Source organism: Pirellulales bacterium, from assembly GCA_036499395.1.
GTDB lineage: Bacteria > Planctomycetota > Planctomycetia > Pirellulales > JACPPG01 > JACPPG01.
Map to the genome: position 1 here is coordinate 53776 of DASYDW010000129.1, position 17971 is coordinate 71746.

The 17971-nt window shown below is 60.2% G+C and carries 13 protein-coding genes; 9 read left to right on the forward strand and 4 right to left on the reverse strand.

What is annotated here, in order from left to right; genetic code table 11:
- The first annotated feature begins 1 nt into the window (after window position 1).
- Complete coding sequence (locus VGN12_25715; GenBank protein HEY4312874.1) at window positions 2-505, forward strand: biopolymer transporter ExbD; 504 nt, start codon at window positions 2-4, stop codon at window positions 503-505.
- Between the two features lie 765 nt (window positions 506-1270).
- Window positions 1271-2464 carry a hypothetical protein gene (locus VGN12_25720; protein ID HEY4312875.1) on the forward strand — a complete coding sequence of 398 codons (1194 nt, stop codon included), beginning with the start codon at window positions 1271-1273 and terminating at the stop codon, window positions 2462-2464.
- Here the strand turns inward: VGN12_25720 and VGN12_25725 are convergent.
- From VGN12_25725 to VGN12_25735, 3 genes are all read right to left on the reverse strand, one after another.
- The gene (locus tag VGN12_25725; GenBank protein ID HEY4312876.1) at window positions 2461-6582 is read right to left on the reverse strand and encodes a dockerin type I domain-containing protein; all 4122 of its coding nucleotides are present in this window, start codon (window positions 6580-6582) and stop codon (window positions 2461-2463) included. The two genes, VGN12_25720 and VGN12_25725, sit on opposite strands and share 4 nt — an antisense overlap.
- 402 nt (window positions 6583-6984) lie before the next feature.
- Window positions 6985-7659 (reverse strand): hypothetical protein, encoded by a 675-nt coding sequence (locus VGN12_25730; GenBank protein HEY4312877.1) that lies wholly within the window; start codon window positions 7657-7659, stop codon window positions 6985-6987.
- A 43-nt stretch (window positions 7660-7702) separates the two neighbouring features.
- Window positions 7703-8548, reverse strand: coding sequence for a hypothetical protein (locus VGN12_25735; GenBank protein ID HEY4312878.1), 846 nt, complete (start codon window positions 8546-8548; stop codon window positions 7703-7705).
- Between the two features lie 318 nt (window positions 8549-8866).
- On the opposite strand from VGN12_25735, the gene VGN12_25740 reads away from it, so the two are divergent.
- The 3 genes from VGN12_25740 (at window position 8867) to VGN12_25750 (ending at window position 11980) form a co-directional block, all read left to right on the forward strand.
- Complete coding sequence (locus tag VGN12_25740) at window positions 8867-9907, forward strand: hypothetical protein (GenBank protein ID HEY4312879.1); 1041 nt, start codon at window positions 8867-8869, stop codon at window positions 9905-9907.
- 189 nt (window positions 9908-10096) lie between these two features.
- Window positions 10097-11416, forward strand: coding sequence for a hypothetical protein (locus VGN12_25745; protein HEY4312880.1), 1320 nt, complete (start codon window positions 10097-10099; stop codon window positions 11414-11416).
- Window positions 11417-11497: 81 nt separating this feature from the next.
- Complete coding sequence (locus tag VGN12_25750; GenBank protein HEY4312881.1) at window positions 11498-11980, forward strand: hypothetical protein; 483 nt, start codon at window positions 11498-11500, stop codon at window positions 11978-11980.
- 20 nt (window positions 11981-12000) lie between these two features.
- Here VGN12_25750 and VGN12_25755 read toward each other — a convergent pair whose 3' ends face one another.
- Window positions 12001-13296 carry a PQQ-binding-like beta-propeller repeat protein gene (locus tag VGN12_25755; protein HEY4312882.1) on the reverse strand — a complete coding sequence of 432 codons (1296 nt, stop codon included), beginning with the start codon at window positions 13294-13296 and terminating at the stop codon, window positions 12001-12003.
- A gap of 486 nt (window positions 13297-13782) precedes the next feature.
- Here VGN12_25755 and VGN12_25760 point away from each other — a divergent pair, with 486 nt between their 5' ends.
- The 4 genes from VGN12_25760 to hemA all read left to right on the forward strand — a co-directional run bounded on the left by VGN12_25760 (window position 13783) and on the right by hemA (window position 17958).
- Window positions 13783-14715, forward strand: a complete 933-nt coding sequence (locus VGN12_25760) for a TIGR01777 family oxidoreductase (protein ID HEY4312883.1) — start codon at window positions 13783-13785, stop codon at window positions 14713-14715.
- Window positions 14715-15197, forward strand: coding sequence for an SRPBCC family protein (locus tag VGN12_25765; GenBank protein ID HEY4312884.1), 483 nt, complete (start codon window positions 14715-14717; stop codon window positions 15195-15197). The genes VGN12_25760 and VGN12_25765 overlap by 1 nt, the downstream gene beginning before the upstream one ends.
- Window positions 15198-15664: 467 nt before the next feature.
- The gene (ccsA, locus tag VGN12_25770) at window positions 15665-16687 is read left to right on the forward strand and encodes a cytochrome c biogenesis protein CcsA (GenBank protein ID HEY4312885.1); all 1023 of its coding nucleotides are present in this window, start codon (window positions 15665-15667) and stop codon (window positions 16685-16687) included.
- Window positions 16684-17958: a glutamyl-tRNA reductase gene (gene hemA, locus VGN12_25775; GenBank protein ID HEY4312886.1), complete on the forward strand. Its 1275-nt coding sequence runs from the start codon at window positions 16684-16686 to the stop codon at window positions 17956-17958. The genes ccsA and hemA overlap by 4 nt, the downstream gene beginning before the upstream one ends.
- Window positions 17959-17971: the final 13 nt, after the last annotated feature.

Below are 17971 nucleotides of genomic sequence, written 5' to 3' on the forward strand. Positions count from 1 at the left end.
CATGCGGCGGCGCCGTAAGAAACACGTGCAAGGCGAAGTCGAGCTGAATCTGGCCGCCATGTTGGACATGGCATTTCAGTTGCTGGCGTTTTTCATTCTCACGTTCAAGCCGGCCCCGACCGAAGGCTATATCGCGCTGCGGATGCCGCCGCCCGAGGCTTCGACCAAGCCCGGCGCCACGGCCTCCGAACCGAATCCCGGCGGCGCGCCGCTGGAACGACTCGAAACGCTGATGGTCACGATCAAGTCCTCGCCCGAGGGAGGCATCGGCTCGATCCAGATCGAAGAGGGCGCGGCGAGCGCGAATCTCAACGAATTCGAGCAGCAGCTCAACACGCTCCTTGGAGCGCCGGGCGCGAACTTCGAACAAGTCATCCTGCAAGTCGGCTCCGGCCTGCACTACGACAGCCTGGTGCGAATCCTCGACATCTGCTCACGCGTCAAACTGGCCTCGGGCGAGCAACTGACAAAGCTCAGCATCACTGAACTGCCCGAAGAGGGATAGCCCTGCGTTGGGTGTATGAATTAATAGGAAATTTTGCCACAGAGTTCACAGAGGGCTCAGAGAAAAATACTAGATGCAAGGTTGAGGTTGTCCGGTAGTTGCCAAAAGGCGCGACACTGTTTTCCGTGCCCGCGATCAGGCCAAACGCTCTTGTCAAAGTTTCGCCAGGCTCGTTTCTATCTCGGTGAACTCTGTGTCCTCGGTGGGTTAATTCAAACACCAAGACGCTCAGCTACGGAGTTCACGGAGGGCTCAGAGGTATATTTGGTCTGGGATAGTCGGATGGATGTCCAGGGGCACGATGAAGTCCCCGAGCGGATTATCGGTGCGGCGATTGAAGTTCATCGTGTTCTTGGTCCTGGCTTGCTCGGCGTGGTTTGATATTGAACTTTGGTAGCGCGCGCATGGTCGATGGAATCAAACGGGTCTCTCTGTGATCTCTGTGCCCTTTCGGCAAACAACTTGGCCACAGAGCACTCAGAGGGCACAGAGAGGGATTCGATTCCACACAGGCGCGGGGGCGTGCGATAAGCAGGGAATGTTTCGGTGTCACGAACCTTGTGAAATGATCTTTATTCCTTGTGAACTCCGGTGTCCTCGGTGGCTAATCAAGCGAGCAACGGTTCGGCGACTGCGTACACGGAGGGGACACTGACGAAACAACGCAGTAGCTCTGAATGGCTCTCCGTGATCTCTGTGCCCTCGGTGGCTAAATCCGCATAACGAATCATGTCTTCGCGACGTCAACGGCGAGCTCGGACTTCGGTGTTTGCACCGTTTGCGCAGAATCTGCGCCTGATGAGCATGATCTTGATGCTGGTCGTGATCGGCATCACCGTTCATCGCAACGGCCGCTGGCGCGCGCCCGCGATGGTGGCAGGCCCGATTGCAGCAGAGAACGAGCCTGCACCGGTGGTGAAGGAAGCTAAAGAACCTGCGGCAACCGATCCGGTCGAGACTGCTGCGACCAAAGCCGAGGCCCCAGCCGCGCAACAGGCGGATCCTGACAATCCCGTCGAAGAACATGCCGGCGCCAGTGAACCGGCGCGCGACGAATCGTTACCGCCGACCGATGGCGGACTTTCGGACGAGACTGGCTCGGCGGGCCCCACGCAGGACGAAGCCGGGGCCGGTGATTCCGCCCCGCCTCGTCGCGACGATCGCGACCAGGAAGAAGCCGTGGAATTTCGCCGGCAGGCCGAGGCCATCAACGATTGGGGCCTGGCCATCCAGGGGATCGAAAATCCCGCCTATTGGCGACTGCTTTCTTGGGTTGGCAGGCAATCGCTGGCCGAACTGCAGAAGCGTGACCCGCCGGCAGCCGTCTTTCAGCAATTGCGTCAGCACCCGGGCAAATATCGCGGCAAGCTCTTGTCGCTCGAGCTCTCGGTGCGCCGCGTCGTGACGTACGACCTCGAAAAGGAAAACCCCGCCGGCGTGAAACGGCTGTATGAGCTGTGGGGCTGGCCAACCGCCGGGCGCGGCTGGTTTTATGTCGTGGTCACGCCCGAGCTGCCGCCGGGCTTTCCGATCGAAGCCGACGTCACGCAGACGGTGAAGGTCTATGGCTACTTCTTCAAGCTGCAAGGCTACCAACCGGCCAACGCCCAGCTGAATGCCGCGCCTCTGGCCGCACCGATGATCGTGGGGCGCGTCGAGTGGGTGCGAATGATCACCCCCACCAATCCGGCCGAAGTCGCGCTGTCGTATGTTGTTCTGGGCGCCGGCGGACTATTGGTACTGGGCGTGATCGGTTATTGGATCATCGCGGCACGGCGCAAGAAGGCCGTGCATCGCGCCCGAGTTAACGATTACCCGGCCATTTCGGCGCGCGGCAAAGAAGACGACGACAGCGGCGAGTTCGAGCGCAATCCGTATCGAAATGCGTACGACGACGATGACGACGAGCACGACTCGGACCGCCCACCGCCAGGCGCCTTCGACTGGGTGCGCGATTAACCGTGCCTTGCGCGCCGCATCACGAAGATCGCGGCTGCGCCGATGACCGCTAATAGATAGGTCGCCGGTTCCGGCACTGGAGCCACGAGCGCGCTCGCGCTGTTGCCAGGATCGGTGGCCAGCCAATTCGCCGAGATCACGGCCAGGTCCTGACCGTTGACGATACCGTCTCCATTGACATCACCTGACGGCGAGTTGGTGAGCCAGTTGCTCGAGACCATGGCCAGGTCCTGTCCGTTGACAATGCCGTCCAGGTTGATGTCGCCACTGACCGTCGGACGGGCGATCAGTTCCAGGTTGCCTGCCGAAATGACCGGTACGAGCGTCAGATGATCCCCCACGTAGAGGCCGGTAAACATCGTGAAGTTCCCCGCGTGCAACCCGAACGTCAGCGGAGTGAAGATTTCGTTCAATGTCGGCTGAAAGCCATTCATCAAATGCACGGCCAAAGTGCCGGCTAGATTGGCGGCGTTGCTGATCGCGACCGAATCGTAGCCCGTGCCGGGCTGAGTTCCTCCCAGATCGATTTGCATCGTGGCGGAGCTTTGCTGGGTGTAATTGCCGAAGATCTGCGTCGTGCCAACCACGGTGCCGGCAGAATTCCCCGGCGCAAGCGTGCCTGTCCCGATGTTGGCCAGGTCGAAGTGGGTCGCCGGCGTGCCGAACGTGCCGACGTGCAGCATGCCTCCCTGCCAGTTGAAATTAGCAGCGAGGGCACTCGCCCCCTTGGCGATCGAAGCAGCAGTAAAGTCGCCGCCACCATAATTGATCGTGCCGCTGGCGTTCACGCCGCCTAGGACGATCGAGTTGGCCACGATCGTATTGTCGGCATGATTGCTGATCGACAGCACACCACTTTGAACGCCTGGTTGCGAGTCCTTCTGACCGAGCGTGACACTACCCAGATACGCGTGTACGGTCCCCCCTGACAGATCAAGCGTGCCTGTATACGTACTGTTGGTGTTCGTAATTCCGCTTCCGAGGACCAGCGTCGTGGGGCGGGCTTGCGAGCCGAGATTCAGAACCCCACCGACAGGTAACTGGATCGTGCCGTTGCCGTAATTCAGTCCCGCCTGCAAGCTATCGGCCAAGATCGTGTTATTCTTGCCAAGCGTCAGCGTAGCGTTGCCGTTGTTGCCGACGACGATCGAACTAGCGTTGATGTTCGTGGATTTAGCCAGAGCGACCGAGGCCGTCGCACCCGCGCCCAACTGCATCTGGTTCAAGTTCGCGTTGAAGTTGTCCATCTGCGAAACGTCGACCGTGGCATTCGCGCCCGCGCCGACGATCATGTTGGCGGTATTCCCTGTTGTTCCGACGTTGATCGTGCCGGCGTTGCCGCCATACAGGCGTGCCAACTCGTTGCCGGGCAGGCTCGTGTCTCGCGAACCGACCGTGACGTTATTGAACCAGGCATTAACGTTCGAATTCGAGAGATCGACCGTGGCGCTGTAGGTGCTGTTGGTATTGATGACCACCTTGCCGATCGAAAGATCTGCCGGCCGTGTGTTCGAACCGATCGTGATCGTGCCTCCGGCGGCGACCGTGACGCTGGCGTTCGAATAACTGTTGCCGACCTGCATATTGTCGACCTGCAGCACGTTCAGTTTGCCGAAAGCGAGCGTGCCCGAGCCGTTGTCGCCGACAACGAGGGTCTGCGTGTCGATTATGTTCGTCGCAGGCAGTTTCAAGGTGCCGTTGCCGGACTGGCCGACGATCATTTGGCTTAAGTTCGCCGTGAAACTAGTCTGCCCACTAAGGTCGACAGTCCCTGTTCCGCTGCCACCGCCGCTGCTCTGGCCGATCGTCACCGTACCGAGCGCGCTGGGCGAGCCGACGATGGTGCCACCGGCATTGCCGCCAATCAGCGTGCCGGTTTCCGTGGCATTACCTCCGCCGGTCTTAACGCCGACCGACAAGGAACCGAGCGTGGCGTTGAACGTGGCGCCAGTCAATTTCATGGAACCCGATTCGGACTGGTTCGACGAAACGTCGCTCGTGCCGATATTCAGACTTGCCGGTGTCGAGCCGCTCACTAGGGCTAGCGTACCGCCGGCTGGTATATCTAGCGAACCGCTGGACTGGCGTCCGCCGATCGTAAATTCGTTGGCAGTGATCTTATTGCTCATGCCTAAATGCAGTGTGCTGACCGGTGTCTGGTTGTCGGTGCCCGTGGAGTATCCGACGCGGATCGTATTGGCATTGATCGTGTTGAACGAGCCGAGCGAAAGCGTACCCGTTGCCGAGCCACTGGCGGCTACGCCCACATTCAGCGTAGTGAGATTGGCAAGCAGCGTGGTCTCTCCGCTGAAGTCGACGGTGCCAAAGCCGCCCCCGCCACCGGCGACCTGACCAATGGCAATCGAGCCAAGCGCGTCAGGCGATCCGATAACGACCTTTCCGGCGTTGCCGCCGACGAGCGTTCCTGTCTCATTGCCCGTCTGGGGTCCGCTGCCACCGCCCCCTTTGATGCCGACGGACAACGCACTGAGATTCGCGTTGAACGTCCCTCCGCCCAGTTGCATCGTTCCTTGAAACGAGGTGGCCGTGGCAGCATTGCTCACGCCAACCGATAGCGCCGTGGGCGTACCGCTGAGCCCAAGAGCGAGCGTGCCGCCGATCGGCATGTCGAGCGAAGCGTTGCTTTGCTGGCCGGCGATCGTGAACTCGCTAGCGTTAATCGTGTTGCTTAAGCCCAAGTGCAGCGCACTGGGTGAAGATTGCATGTCACCGGCTGACGAATAGCCGACGCGCACCGTCGTGGCGTTGATCGTGTTGTTGGCGGGCAGAGATAGCGTGCCCGTCGCGGTTCCGCCGGCCGCCGTGCCAACGAGCAATGTCGAAACATTGGCCACCAAGCTGTTTTCGCCGCTGAGATCAACCGTGCCGAAACCGCCTCCGCCCGTGGCAACTTGCCCTACGGTGATCGTCCCTGGCGAGGCTGGCGAACCGATGATGATGTTGCCGGCGTTACCACCGATGAGAGTGCCGGTATCGCCACCGGTTTGCGAACCATTTCCGCCACCTGTCTTCACCCCGACCGAAAGCGCGCTGAGCGTAGCGTTAAACGTGCTGCCGGAAAGATTCGCGGTGCCTAGATAACTGGTTCCCGTGGCGGCGCCATTCTGGGCAACCGTCAGATTCGTGGGCGTGCTGGCTGAACCAAGGTTCAACGTACCGCCCCAGGGTATGTCGAGCGTACCGCTGCTTTGGCGACCACCGATCGTTAGCTCGCTGGTCGTGATCGTATTCGTTGTGCCTAGATGCAGGGCACTTGTGCCATTGTCGTCCTGCGTCGAATAGCCAACGCGAATCGTGGTCGAGTTGATTGTATTGTTCGCGGCTAGTGATAAGGTTCCGGTTGCTGTCCCCACCTCGGCAGTCCCCAGCAAAAGACTGCTGACATTAGCTGTGAAGGTGGCCTGCTGGCTGAGATCCACCGTGCCCACGGCGCCACCACCGGTGGCGTTATGGCCGATGACAATCTTTCCCAACGTCGATGCCGAGCCAACGTTTAGTGAACCGCCCGAACCTAACGAGAGAGTCCCGATCGCGGCGTGGTTCCCTCCGAGAATCTTCTCGCCGACGGTCAACGTGCCGATGTTACCGTTCACGATTGCGCCCGTGAGATCGAGAGCAGCCGTAGCATCGGTTCCTCCTTGCACTGTCACCCGTCCGACCGAAAGATCAACGAGCGCAGTCGGGCTACCCAGGTCGAGCGTGCCGTTTTTGATCGTGACTAGCGTCGAGTCGATGACGTTCGTATTGATGTCGACGTTGCCATTGACCTGCAAGGTGTTCGTTCCAAGGTCGATCGTTTGATAATGGTTCCCCGTATTCGCGATCGACAGCCCGCCGATCGTGCGCGCCATGTCGAGCACGCTGGTCGGGCTACCTGGCAGGTTCGACGCGCCCGTATCGTTGAAGACCACCAGGTCGGTCGGCATTGGAATCGTGTTGCCGCTCCAGTTCGCGGCATTGCCCCAACTTTTATCGGCGGGACCGCCCCCGGCATCCCAAGTCACCTGCGAAGCGGCGGGCGAGGCAAATACGCTACAAGCGCCCAGCACTAACAGCACTCGTGTGGAATGATGCAATGTGCAAATCACCGAGGCCATCGTCTTTGTTCCCGCAAAGAGAGAGAGTGCGCCAACAACTCATTGCCGTCGCCAGAATAACCCCTCGAAACTAACAGAAGGCTTGAGCGGCCGCGAGCCACCCAGATGGCTGAGTAACCTGGAGAAAAGATGTAAGACCGTCTTCCGGGCTTATTTACGGAAGAGTGCAACCAGGGGGGCGGGCGTCCCGCCCGCCTCGCATCGCATCACCGCCTCCTCGTCAAGGCCCATGAAGATCGTTCCTTTGTCCAACGAATGTGCCGACTGGCTTTCATCCGTTTGCCGGATCACCCGGCGACGGCTTCAGCACGATGTCGCTGGCGTTGAATTTCTGCGCCTCTTGACCAACCATCGCGCTGCTTCGAAATGCCAAGCAGCTCCGCTTGTCTACTGCATCAGCCGTCAGCGGGCAAAGACATTCCAGATCAGGTTGACCACGACCATATAAGCGTTGTCCCAGCTATCTTCGCGAAAGAACTGGACGGGAGTCGTGGGAGAACCAACGAAGGGGCGAAGGACCCAGGCCATTTGAATGCCGACGAACGCATATACCACCAACCACGCGCGCAGCATGAAGCGGTGCTTTTCACTGCGTGCGATCAATGGGCGGTACAACCCGCGCAGTAAACCTTGCCCAGCCAGGCTGGCAACGGCGAACATCACCGCATTAAAGAGGATGGCCGCCTGGTAACCGCTCGACGACACGTACCATAACATGGTGAACGGAGCGAGCGAGCCCAGAATGATTGCTAGGCCGGCTTGCGCCGCTACCACCGCACGGACCGCGTCGCCGACATCGCGCCGCAAACCGAACAACGTGTTCAGAACGAAAAAGCTCGGCAAGCTGATCGTAAATGTCACGAGCAAGAGCAGCGGCACCTTCACAGCCGAATACAGAACCTGCCAGGGACGGTCGCCGCTAACACCGCCGAACGTCCCCATCACCGCGCCATAGAACATGCCGAAGACCATTACGCATGCTAGAAGATCGCGCATCGCGAGCCATGGGCGGTCTGCGCGGGTCGTCCACGCAGCCCGTCGCAAGACGTCATCGGCACGTAACAGTAGGCCCGTCATTTTCGCCTTTTCGAATCGCCCGATAAAATCACGGATGCCGAGCTTACGAGAACAGATTCAGGAACGTTTGGAAGATCGCTTCTAGGAAATTCGATTCGCGGGTGCGGAACCAGGTGAACGGTTGCGACGGGCTACCGATGAAGGGGCGCATCACCCAACCCATCTGCGCGCCCACCAATCCGAACACGATGACCCAGCAGCGAAAGACCGTCTTCACCTGCGCCGTCAGCGCGTACTCCTCTAAACGATCGAGTGCGCCTTGCTCGGGCGCGATCTCGACCGAGGCAGGTTCTTCGCCAGCAGCGGGATCCGCCGGCCGGTCTGCCGGCGCAGGTGGCAGCATAGCCCGGGCCTGCGCGATACGCGCGGCGGTATCGGCTTCTTGTTGGGCGACCGTCAACCTGTGCAACGTCTGCAGCAGAAAGCTCAGCCCCAACACGCCGGCGATCGAGAACACCAGCACATTCAAAAGCACCATAAAGGCGTAACTGGTAGTGCTGGCCGAAAAGAACGCCACGATCGGTCCTAGCGAAGCCAGCACCGCCAAGTTCACTCCCAGCGACGCGATCAGCAGACGCAGCACCGCGGCCAGCCCCAGTCGCGAACCGACCAGCGCGTTGAACACATACAACGAGGGAAACGTGACCAATAGCGTCAGAAAGAATAGCGCCGGCACCTTCAGCATGCTCGCGAAGGTCTGAATGTAGACGGGCCCTCCGTCGCGAGCGAGAGCGAACGTCCCCATGCACGCGCCGTAGATCATCCCCAACAGCGCGATCACGACACATAGTCCGCCGATCGAGACCTCGACGCTGCCGCGTTCGAGTGCGGCTAGCCTGGTGGCATCGCCGCGCAGAATCCGATCCAGTTCACGCAACCACGTTCGCATGAGAGCCCTCTCTTACCCGATGCACGAGCGTGCAAAGAACGAGATGCCGTACGACATGCAGGGGTTTTTAACCCATATAATCTCCGACTACGACGTTCATCGTATCGATGTCATTCGGCGAAAGGAAGAAAAATCTCGGCAGTTCTGCAGCCGGGCGCGAGCGACGCGCCAAAGAAAAAAATAAGAATCAAAAGAGCCTCTGTCGTACGAACCAACGCGCGCATGCACTCGTACACGGGAGACAGCAAAGTGCGCGCTTGCTACGATATTTGGCGTGATCATCGTTCGCGTGCTACTAAATGCTCGCCGAGAGTGTTTATGAAACTGCTTCTGCTCGCAATCGCGTTGTTCTTATCCTGCTGCGACAATGCGCTTGCGCTCGACCTTGTGCCGGATGCAGTTCTTGGCACGCCCGTTCCTGAAAGGCAATCGCATCCCCGGACATACGTCAATTCTGTCGAATGGGCGGGCAGCAAGCTCGTGTGCGCCGGTGGTGCCGGCTTCGTCCGTTGTTACGATCCTGAGACGCGCGAGCGATTGTGGTTTGTGTCGCTCGCAAGCTCCGTCGGTTCGCTAGCGATCGATGAAGCGGCCGGCAAGGTCTTTGTGCTGGAGGAAGGTCATCGGCTAAACGTGTATCGCCTGGCCGACGGAAAGCCCATCGCCAAATACACCGACAAGGACATCGGCAAACGTGCCGGAAAAGCATATGTCATGTCGACAGCTATCGCCTGCTCACCGCGCGGCGGCAGGCTGCTGATCACAGACTTCGGAAAGGACTTTAATCAGCCTGGTAGCCTAGGACTACTCTTTAACGTCGATTTGCGATTGACCGGCCGCGCTACGGTTGAAGGTTTTGTGAATAAGGCCAGCTTCGATTCTACGGGACGCTACCTGGTCACTGTTAATTCGCACAGCAACAACGTTCGCATCTGGGATTGTCAGGCGAATCGTGAGATCTTCAAAATCGGCGAAGATCGTGATGTGATCGAGACCGATACCGAGCATCTCAGTGACGCCCGTTTCGACGGCGATCGCACCCTGGTGGTCGCCACAAATGGGGCCTGGCTGTTGGGCAGCACTATTTCCATTGTCGATATTCATGATGACGTCGAAAAAGCAAGCTTCATGTCACAGATTCACGTCGCGCTGGATGTCGACTTCGTACATGGCCATATCGCCGTCGGGGGAAGCGAAAACGACCTGGCCATTCACGATATGAGTGGAAAGCTACTCGCGCTGAAGAAGAATGGCGCGTTGCAACGGATCGAGGCCGTCCGTTTCTCCCCGGATGGTAAACGTATCGCTATCGGAAGCGCCGACGGCACGGCACGCACGTTTTTACTAAAGGCCGAGTAGCAACGCTCGGTTGTTCGAACGCGGCTCGTCGGGATTGCCGTCACGTGTTGATTGTTCGCCCGTTCAGGCGTCAAATGAAGCGATGGCCGCAAACAAAACCGTTCTCGTTACAACTATTCGAGCGTCTGCCCGATGCAGCGCCGAAGGTATAACCAGCGTGTTGTTATCCCGTCCATAGCGGTACGAATCATGCGCACCATTCTCATTCTTGTTTTAAGTGCCGCCTTCGCGTTCACGTCTGTGGGGTTGGGATTCTCGCAAGCGTCGCGCGCCAGTGACACGAAGCCTATCGAGGCTGAGCATGCACGCCCCGCGACCCCTGCCGGCAAACTGCTCGACAAACTCGACGAACAGAATCATGGGCCTGATCGGTTTCATGATGATTGGTTACTCACGCTCAAAAGCCTGGCCGACCTTGGTCCCGACGCCGTCCCTGATTTAATTGCCGAACTCGACGTCACGACTGATGACATGATGCTGCGCTGCTGCGGTTTCACCCTGCGGGCGATCAACGATCCGCGTGCCATTCCCGCGCTGATCCGCGCTATCCCAAAGACTCTGCTTCCCCCCGGCTCGGACATGGGGCTGAAGGCCGATGACCAACGGTTGGCCGATTGGGCGCGGCAATACGACCTCAACGGCGACAATAAAGGGAATCGCTACGGCTTCGGCCGCCCTGTGCGCGAGATCTTCGGCGCGCTTCGAAAACTCTCAGGCCAAGAGTTTGGCGAGGAGGACCTGTACCATATGTTCCTGGATGGCTTGGATTCGCAGCGCCGCATGAAACGTGAGTTGTTCGATCGCGAGGCCGCGCGCTGGGCCGAATGGTGGGACGAACATGCCCAGGAATTTACGCCCGATCCTGCTTACGCCCGCGTCAATCTTCCGCCGCTGAACGTGCCCGCAGACGTTATCGAATCTCCGCCCCCCGGCGCTCGCTATAAGATCAGCGGCGGAGCAAGCGGCTGGCTTCTACAATCGGTGCTCGAGCCGAACGCCAAGGAAATCTTCTTCGATCTCGATACCGGCCGCGCGACAGGTCTTCCCAAGAAATGGCGCGATGCCGACCTGATTGAATCGCACATGGATGACATTGTGGCCTGGGCCTTTCGCGAAGGCTTCGACCTGATGGCCACCGAGTACACCGACAAAGATGGTCGCTACTACGTCCTGCGCGGTATCGGCCTGTCGGTGTGGGAGCTGGCGCCCGAGCGCTGGAAGATGAGTTCCGACGACATCACGGTCGAAGCCTTGCAAGCCGAAGGAACGCGCGGCGGCGACCTTTTGCTGCACATCGATCCCGCGACCAAGACTCCCGACCCAAAATCAAAGGTGCCGTTTCTCTACATCACGCGTCGCGGTATGCCCGGGCTATTATTCGTCGGCATTCCCGTGACCGACGATGGTCTCAAGCCGGGCGGCTTCGGACCGGCCGATCCAGAGCTCTCGCCGATTGCCTTCCGCAAGGGGCGCCGCTTCGGCTTCAAGTACTTTGAAGAGTTGAAGTGACTGGCGGCGAGCGATGAGAACCGTGGCGTTCGCCCTTGCCGGTCCGCTGATCAATCCCATTCGACATCGGCTGAAGCTCACATGCGATTCTTTCTCGCGCACGTTCTTACGTTCCTTAAACGCCACATACTGGGAACGGTTGTTCTTGCGGTTGTGATGATTGGCATCAGTCTAGTCATTCAATGGGCGCGCAATGACCGCATATGCGCTTTCCATTATTCGAAAGATCGTTCGATCATTATGCGGTATACGGACTTCATGATGGAACTCGAATACACTATAGATTACGAAGCGTACGACGGTCGGAAGCTGGTATCGCCCGAGTATTCTTGCGGAGGCGAACGGTTGCCATTTGATGTAACGGCCGACAATTTTCAAAGCTTTGAATTCCCAGGCGATATCGCGCTCGTGCAATACCGATGGAAGCCAGAGTTTCCATGGAAGACGATCGTCATTTACGATTTTCGTACAGGTAGATCTTTTCCCAAAGATGCAGAGCCTGCAGACTTTCAAATCGATCTGACGACCGGCAAACGCGTACCGCCGGTGAACCTGCTTCGGTAGCAGCTTAGTGGCGTCGCTCTCTAAGACTTCTTCGCCCCTAGGCAGTACAGCCACTCTCGCCGCGCGTCGCCGCTGCCGTGCGCGACGCGCATGAAGATCTGCCCGCCGACGAAGACCGGCGTGGCATAGACATCCTCGCCCAGGTGGTTCTCGCCGACTGACTCGAACCCCGTGGGGCTGGCTTTGAAAATCGTGGTCTTTCCTTCTTGATCGGTCGCGAACAACAGCTCGCCCACCAGCACGGGCGACGCATTGAATGTGCCCCCGAGGCGCGTCTTCCATTGCTCCTCGCCGGTCGCGGCCTTCCAGCAATAAACGATGCCCGCATCGGTGACGGTGTACAGATAATCTTTATGCACGACCATCGAAGGGACGTATGTCTGCGTCGTGTTCTCCCAGGCCACCTGGTCCGAGCCATCAGCCCGCACGGCAACGGTCAGCTTCTTCGGATAGCCGCCGCTGGCGAAGACGAGTTGCCCATCGGTGACAATCGCTCCGACGCATTCGGTGGTTGAGTTTTCGATCTCCCACAATTGTTTGCCGGACTGCGGGTCGAAGCTCGACATGTGATCGCAACCGGCCAACAGCAATTGCGGCCGGCCGGCCACGTTCAACACCACAGGTGACGTGTAGTTCGGTTGCTTGGGCCGTTCATGCTGCCACACGACCTTGCCCGTCGCGCGATCGAGCGCGGCCACGACACCGCCGGCTTTATTGTCCGTCGCGACCAGCAGCAGCGATTGATAAATCGTGGGCGACGAACCAAATCCCTGATGCGTTACGAAGTCCGAGAGGCGCGTCTGCCACAGTTGCCGCCCCTCGAGGTCGAGCGCCGTGGTATAGACGCCGCCGTCATGAACGAAATTCGCGAACACCCGCTCGCCATCGCAGGCCACGGTGGCCGAGGCTTGCGAACTCTTCTTATGCCCGTGATGATCCATGCCGCCGGTGTGGACGTCGATCTTCCACTTGGCATCACCCGTGCGACGGTCGAAACACAATACAGACTGCAGCTCTAGCGCTTCATCTGCTGTGGCCAGAAAAACGCGATCGCCGTAGACCGTCGGCGAGGCATGACCCCGGCCGGGAACGGGCGCTTTCCACAACACGTTGTCGGTTTCGCTCCACGTCAGCGGCGGTTGCTGATCGGGACTGGCGACGCCGTTTTGCGACGGGCCGCGGAACGACGGCCAGTCGGCCTTCGATGCCGCGGCGACCGCAGCCGGAGCCTTGAACTCGGCGCCAAGCGCCGTGGCCTTAGAACCGTTCAGCGAACCACAGAAGATCGTCAGCAGCACGACGGTGAAACGTTGCATGGTCATCTCAGGCCTGAAGGTAGGAATGCGGGGCCGTGTCAGCGAGGCGGGAACAGACATTGCGCCCCCAGTATATCGGGGCCGAATGTCTGCTGTCAGCAGCCGCGGGACAGCGAAAATATAGGTCACGCCGTCATGCCGGGACTTTGCCCGCCCCGCGGATAGTCAGCGGTGAACTACGCATTTTTAACCACGACTCGAACGAATAATACGAACGAAAAGCAGGGCATGATCCCCTGGTTTTTGGCCTTCCTAAACCGCGGCCCAGGTCATCACATCTTGCGCCCGTTAATCGCGACGTTCAGGCTCGGTTATTCATGCAAGCTTCGCGGAACTCCCGCTAGCGGTACGGTCCGACGGATGCCGCTTACTTGCAGCGAACAACGTATAATTCCCCAGGGGCCTTCGAGTTACGGCACTAGATGTGCATGCTGATTCAGTTTCTCTCACAGCCAAACGCCACAACGTGACGTGCGAGGTAACGCGATGCGAGCTCTCATCACAGGTGCCACGGGTTTCATCGGACGCCGGCTGGTTGCCGAGATCGCCGAGCCGGTCGTGCTGTCGCGCAACCCACAGCAGGCGCGCGAGAAAATCCCCAGGGCCACGCACCATTATTGGGATCCGCTCACCGGCCCTCCTCCTGCGGATGCCTTCGCAGGCGTGGACGCCGTCTTCAACCTGGCGGGAGAACCAGTTGGCGAGGGGCGCTGGTCAGCCACCAAGAAACAACGAATTCGCGATAGCCGGGTCATCGGCACGCGAAATCTCGTCCTAGGAATCGAAGCGCTCGACGAACGACCCCCTGTGCTGGTCTCGGCCTCTGCGATTGGGTACTACGGATCGCGCGGTGATGAAACTCTCGACGAGTCCTCGCCGCCGGCTCGCGACTTTCTGGCCGAAGTTTGCCGTGAGTGGGAAACCGAAGCACGTGCGGCCGAAAAACTGGGCGTGCGCGTCGCCTGCACACGCTTCGGCATTGTGCTGGGCGAAGGGGGCGCATTGGCCAAGATGCTGCTTCCCTTCAAACTCGGCGCCGGCGGACGGCTGGGAAACGGCCGGCAGTGGATGTCCTGGATACACATCGACGATGTCGTCGGCATCCTGCTCGCCGCGGCCCATGAAGAACAATATCGCGGCCCTGTAAACACGGTCTCGCCCGACCCGGTGACCAATCGCGAGTTCACCCGCGTGCTCGCTGGCGTACTGCATCGCCCGGCGATTTTTCCCGTGCCGGCCCTGGCGCTACGGCTGGCTGTGGGAGGATTCTCCGAAGTGTTGCTCGGATCGCAACGTGTGCTGCCCAAGGTAGCGCAGCGCGCCGGCTATGATTTTCACTACACGTCATTGGCCGAAGCTTTGCGCGCCGTTGTCGAACATCGGCCAGCTCACGCGCCCACGCCGGCCAAGGTGTCGTAATGCCGGGCGGTGGCGTGTTCGGCAATTACGTCGGCCGGATCGAGCGACGACAGTTCGTGCCACGGCCGCGCAGTGAAGTCTTCGCGTTCTTCTCCGACGCGGCCAATCTCGAATCGCTGACCCCCGAGTTTCTCGCATTTCATATTCTCACGCCGCGCCCGATAGCGATGCGCCCCGGCACGTTGATCGATTACGAATTAAAGCTGTTCGGCATCCGCTTTCATTGGCAGACGCTGATCGAACAGTTCGAGCCGGAATCGCGCTTTGTCGATGTGCAACTGACGGGGCCTTATCGCCGCTGGCATCACGAGCATCGCTTCGAAGAAGCGCAGGGCGGGACCTGGGTCAGCGACCACGTCGATTACGAAATGCCGTGGGGACCGCTCGGACGAATCGCGCACGCACTCGCCGTGCGACGTTCGCTGAAACAGATCTTCGACTTCCGCGCCGCAAAAATGGGCGAGCTATTCGGCGCTGACTGATAGCCTCTTCGCGCGTGCCGGAATGCATGTCACGCGCACGACGCATTGTCTTCTCTTACCCCTCTCCCCCGCGGGGGAGAGGTTAGCGTGAGGGGGGCTAGACGTTGAGCCGACGATCAAAGTCCGGCCTCACCCGCTCGGTGCCAGGCCTTTCCGCCACCGGCGGATAAGCATGCTGGACCTGTCCAGGTCCGGCCGGTCGATCGCCCCGGCGTGCCGGTTAAAGCATTTGGCCCCTCTTTTTCCGTCGGAATGCCCGTTTCCGCCCGGCCGGGCGGGTGGACATCCGAACCGTCGAAACGTAGCCTGGAATATATAGTTACGCGACGCACGCCCCTCTCGGAATTCGCGGTCCCCAAGGGCATAGCCTGCCGAGTCCCTTTTCAGAAGATTTCGTCCCCCGGGCCAAGAAGCCGTCGCCGACCAAAGCTTCGACCTACCACATCACACGGCCGGCTAAGGTGGCCATGCTCGCGGGAATCAGCACACTCTGCTTCGGGGCCAGTTACGCGGTCGCCTTCGCGCTTGAACTCTCGCGCCTTTTCTTCCGCAGCGGTGTGCGCGGGGCGCTGTTGGTCGTCTTCGCCGCGGCCGGCTTGTTGGCCCACACGCTTTTTCTCGGCTACCGCGCGGCGACCGCCACGACCACACCACTGTCGAGCCCCTTCGACTGGTTTCTCGTGGCGGCCTGGGTTCTGGCGGCCACTTACCTGTACCTGTCCTTCTACCATCCGCGCACGGCGGTAGGCTTGTTCATTTTGCCGCTGGTCCTCGCGCTAGTCGGTGTGGCGCAATTTTTTGCCAGCCACGAACCGTTCGCCGAAACGCGCGCCTCGCAAATCTGGGGCTCGATTCACGGCGTCTTTATCCTGCTGGGAACCGTGGCCGTGATGGTCGGCTTCGTGGCCGGCGTGATGTACCTGCTGCAGTCGTACCGGCTGAAGCACAAGCAATTGCCGTCGCAAGGGCTGCGGCTGCCGAACCTGGAATGGCTCGACCATATCAACAGCCGGGCCATTGTGATCTCGGCCTTGATGCTGGCCGCGGGGTTCCTTTCCGGCACGGTGTTGAACCTGGTCAACCATCGGCTGGAAGTTGACGAGCTGCCGTGGAGCGATCCCGTGATCTGGACGTCGAGCCTGCTCTTGGCGTGGCTCGCCACGGCGGCCATTTTCGGCGTGCTCTACCGGCCAGCTCGACAAGGACGCAAGGTCGCATACCTGACCGTGGCCAGCTTCCTGTTTCTGCTGCTGGCACTCGGGCTGAGGCTGTTCCTGCCTAGCGCCCACTCGCCGGCGCGCGAAGGAGCGAAACCGCAAGCCCTCTCGGTGTCGCACGCACCGGCGATCCGGACATCGTCCGTAAGACAATTTGCGTGCGCGAAGACCCTCACCCGGCCTCTCCCAGAGGGAGAGGGGGTTTTGTGGGACGTCTTTCAGCTTGATCTTGATCCTGACTTCGCCACTCCTCATGCGGAGCGCTCCGCATGAAGTACCAGATTTGCGGGCTGAGCCATCACACGGCGTCTGTCGAAACGCGCGGCCGGCTGGCGTTCAGTATCGAGCAGGCCCGCACGGCGCTGGCCGATTTTCGCGAGCGCTTCCCCGCCGCCGAGGCGGTCGTGCTGTCGACCTGCAACCGGGTCGAGATTTACACCGCCTGCGACGTGCCGACCGGCGTGCCATCGCATCAGGAAGTTGCGGAGTTTCTGGCCGACTTCCACGGCTTGAACCTGTCGGACATCTTCGACGATCTCTTCGAGCGGACCGGCGAGGACGTCGTACGGCATCTGTTCCATGTGGCCGCCAGCCTGGACAGCATGGTCGTGGGCGAGCCGCACATCGTGGCACAGATCAAGCAAGCCTATGAGTTGGCCTGCGAGCGCGACAGCACCGGCCCGCTGACGAACCAGGTATTCCAGGCGGCGCTGCGCGTGGCAAAGCGGGTTACCAGCGAGACCTCGATCAACGAAAAGCGCGTCAGCATTCCCAGCGTCGCGATCGCCGATTTCGCGAAGCAGATTTTCGAGCGCTTCGACGACAAGCGCGTGCTAGTGCTGGGGGCTGGGGAAATGGCCGAGGAGACGCTCCGCTATTTGCAGGACGAAGGCGCCCGCGACGTCCACGTGTTGAATCGCAGCTTCGAGCGCGCCGAGCAACTGGCACAGACCTGGGGTGGGCGCGCCGCGCGTTGGGAAGAGCTGACTCGCGAACTGGCCGCGGCCGACCTGGTGATCAGTACCACGGCTGCCACCGAGCCGATCGTGACGCGGTCCTCGTTCGCGGCGGTCGAAGCGGCGCGTCATCAGCGCCCGCTATTCATTCTCGATCTGGCCATGCCGCGCGATTTCGACCCGCTGGTCGGCCAATCGCTGGGCGTGTACCTATATTCGATCGACGACCTGCGCGAGGCCTGCGATCGCAATCGGCGCGAACGCGAAAAAGAATGGCCGGCCGCGATCCGCATCGTCGAGCAGGAAACGGCCCGTTTCATGGCCGACCTGAACCATCGCGCCACGGGCCCGATCATCAAGCGGCTGAAGCAAGGCTGGCAGCAAACAACGCAGGACGAATTGCGCCGCTTGCTGAATAAACTCCCCGACCTGAATGACCGCCAGCAGCAAGAGGTCCGCCAATCATTCGATCGGCTGATCAACAAGCTGCTTCACCCGCCGCTGGAAAGCCTGCGCGACGAAGCAGCCGAGGGGATGACGCACACACTGCTGGACGCCTTCAAGCGGCTGTTCCAACTCAAAGACTAGTCCCGGCCCGCAT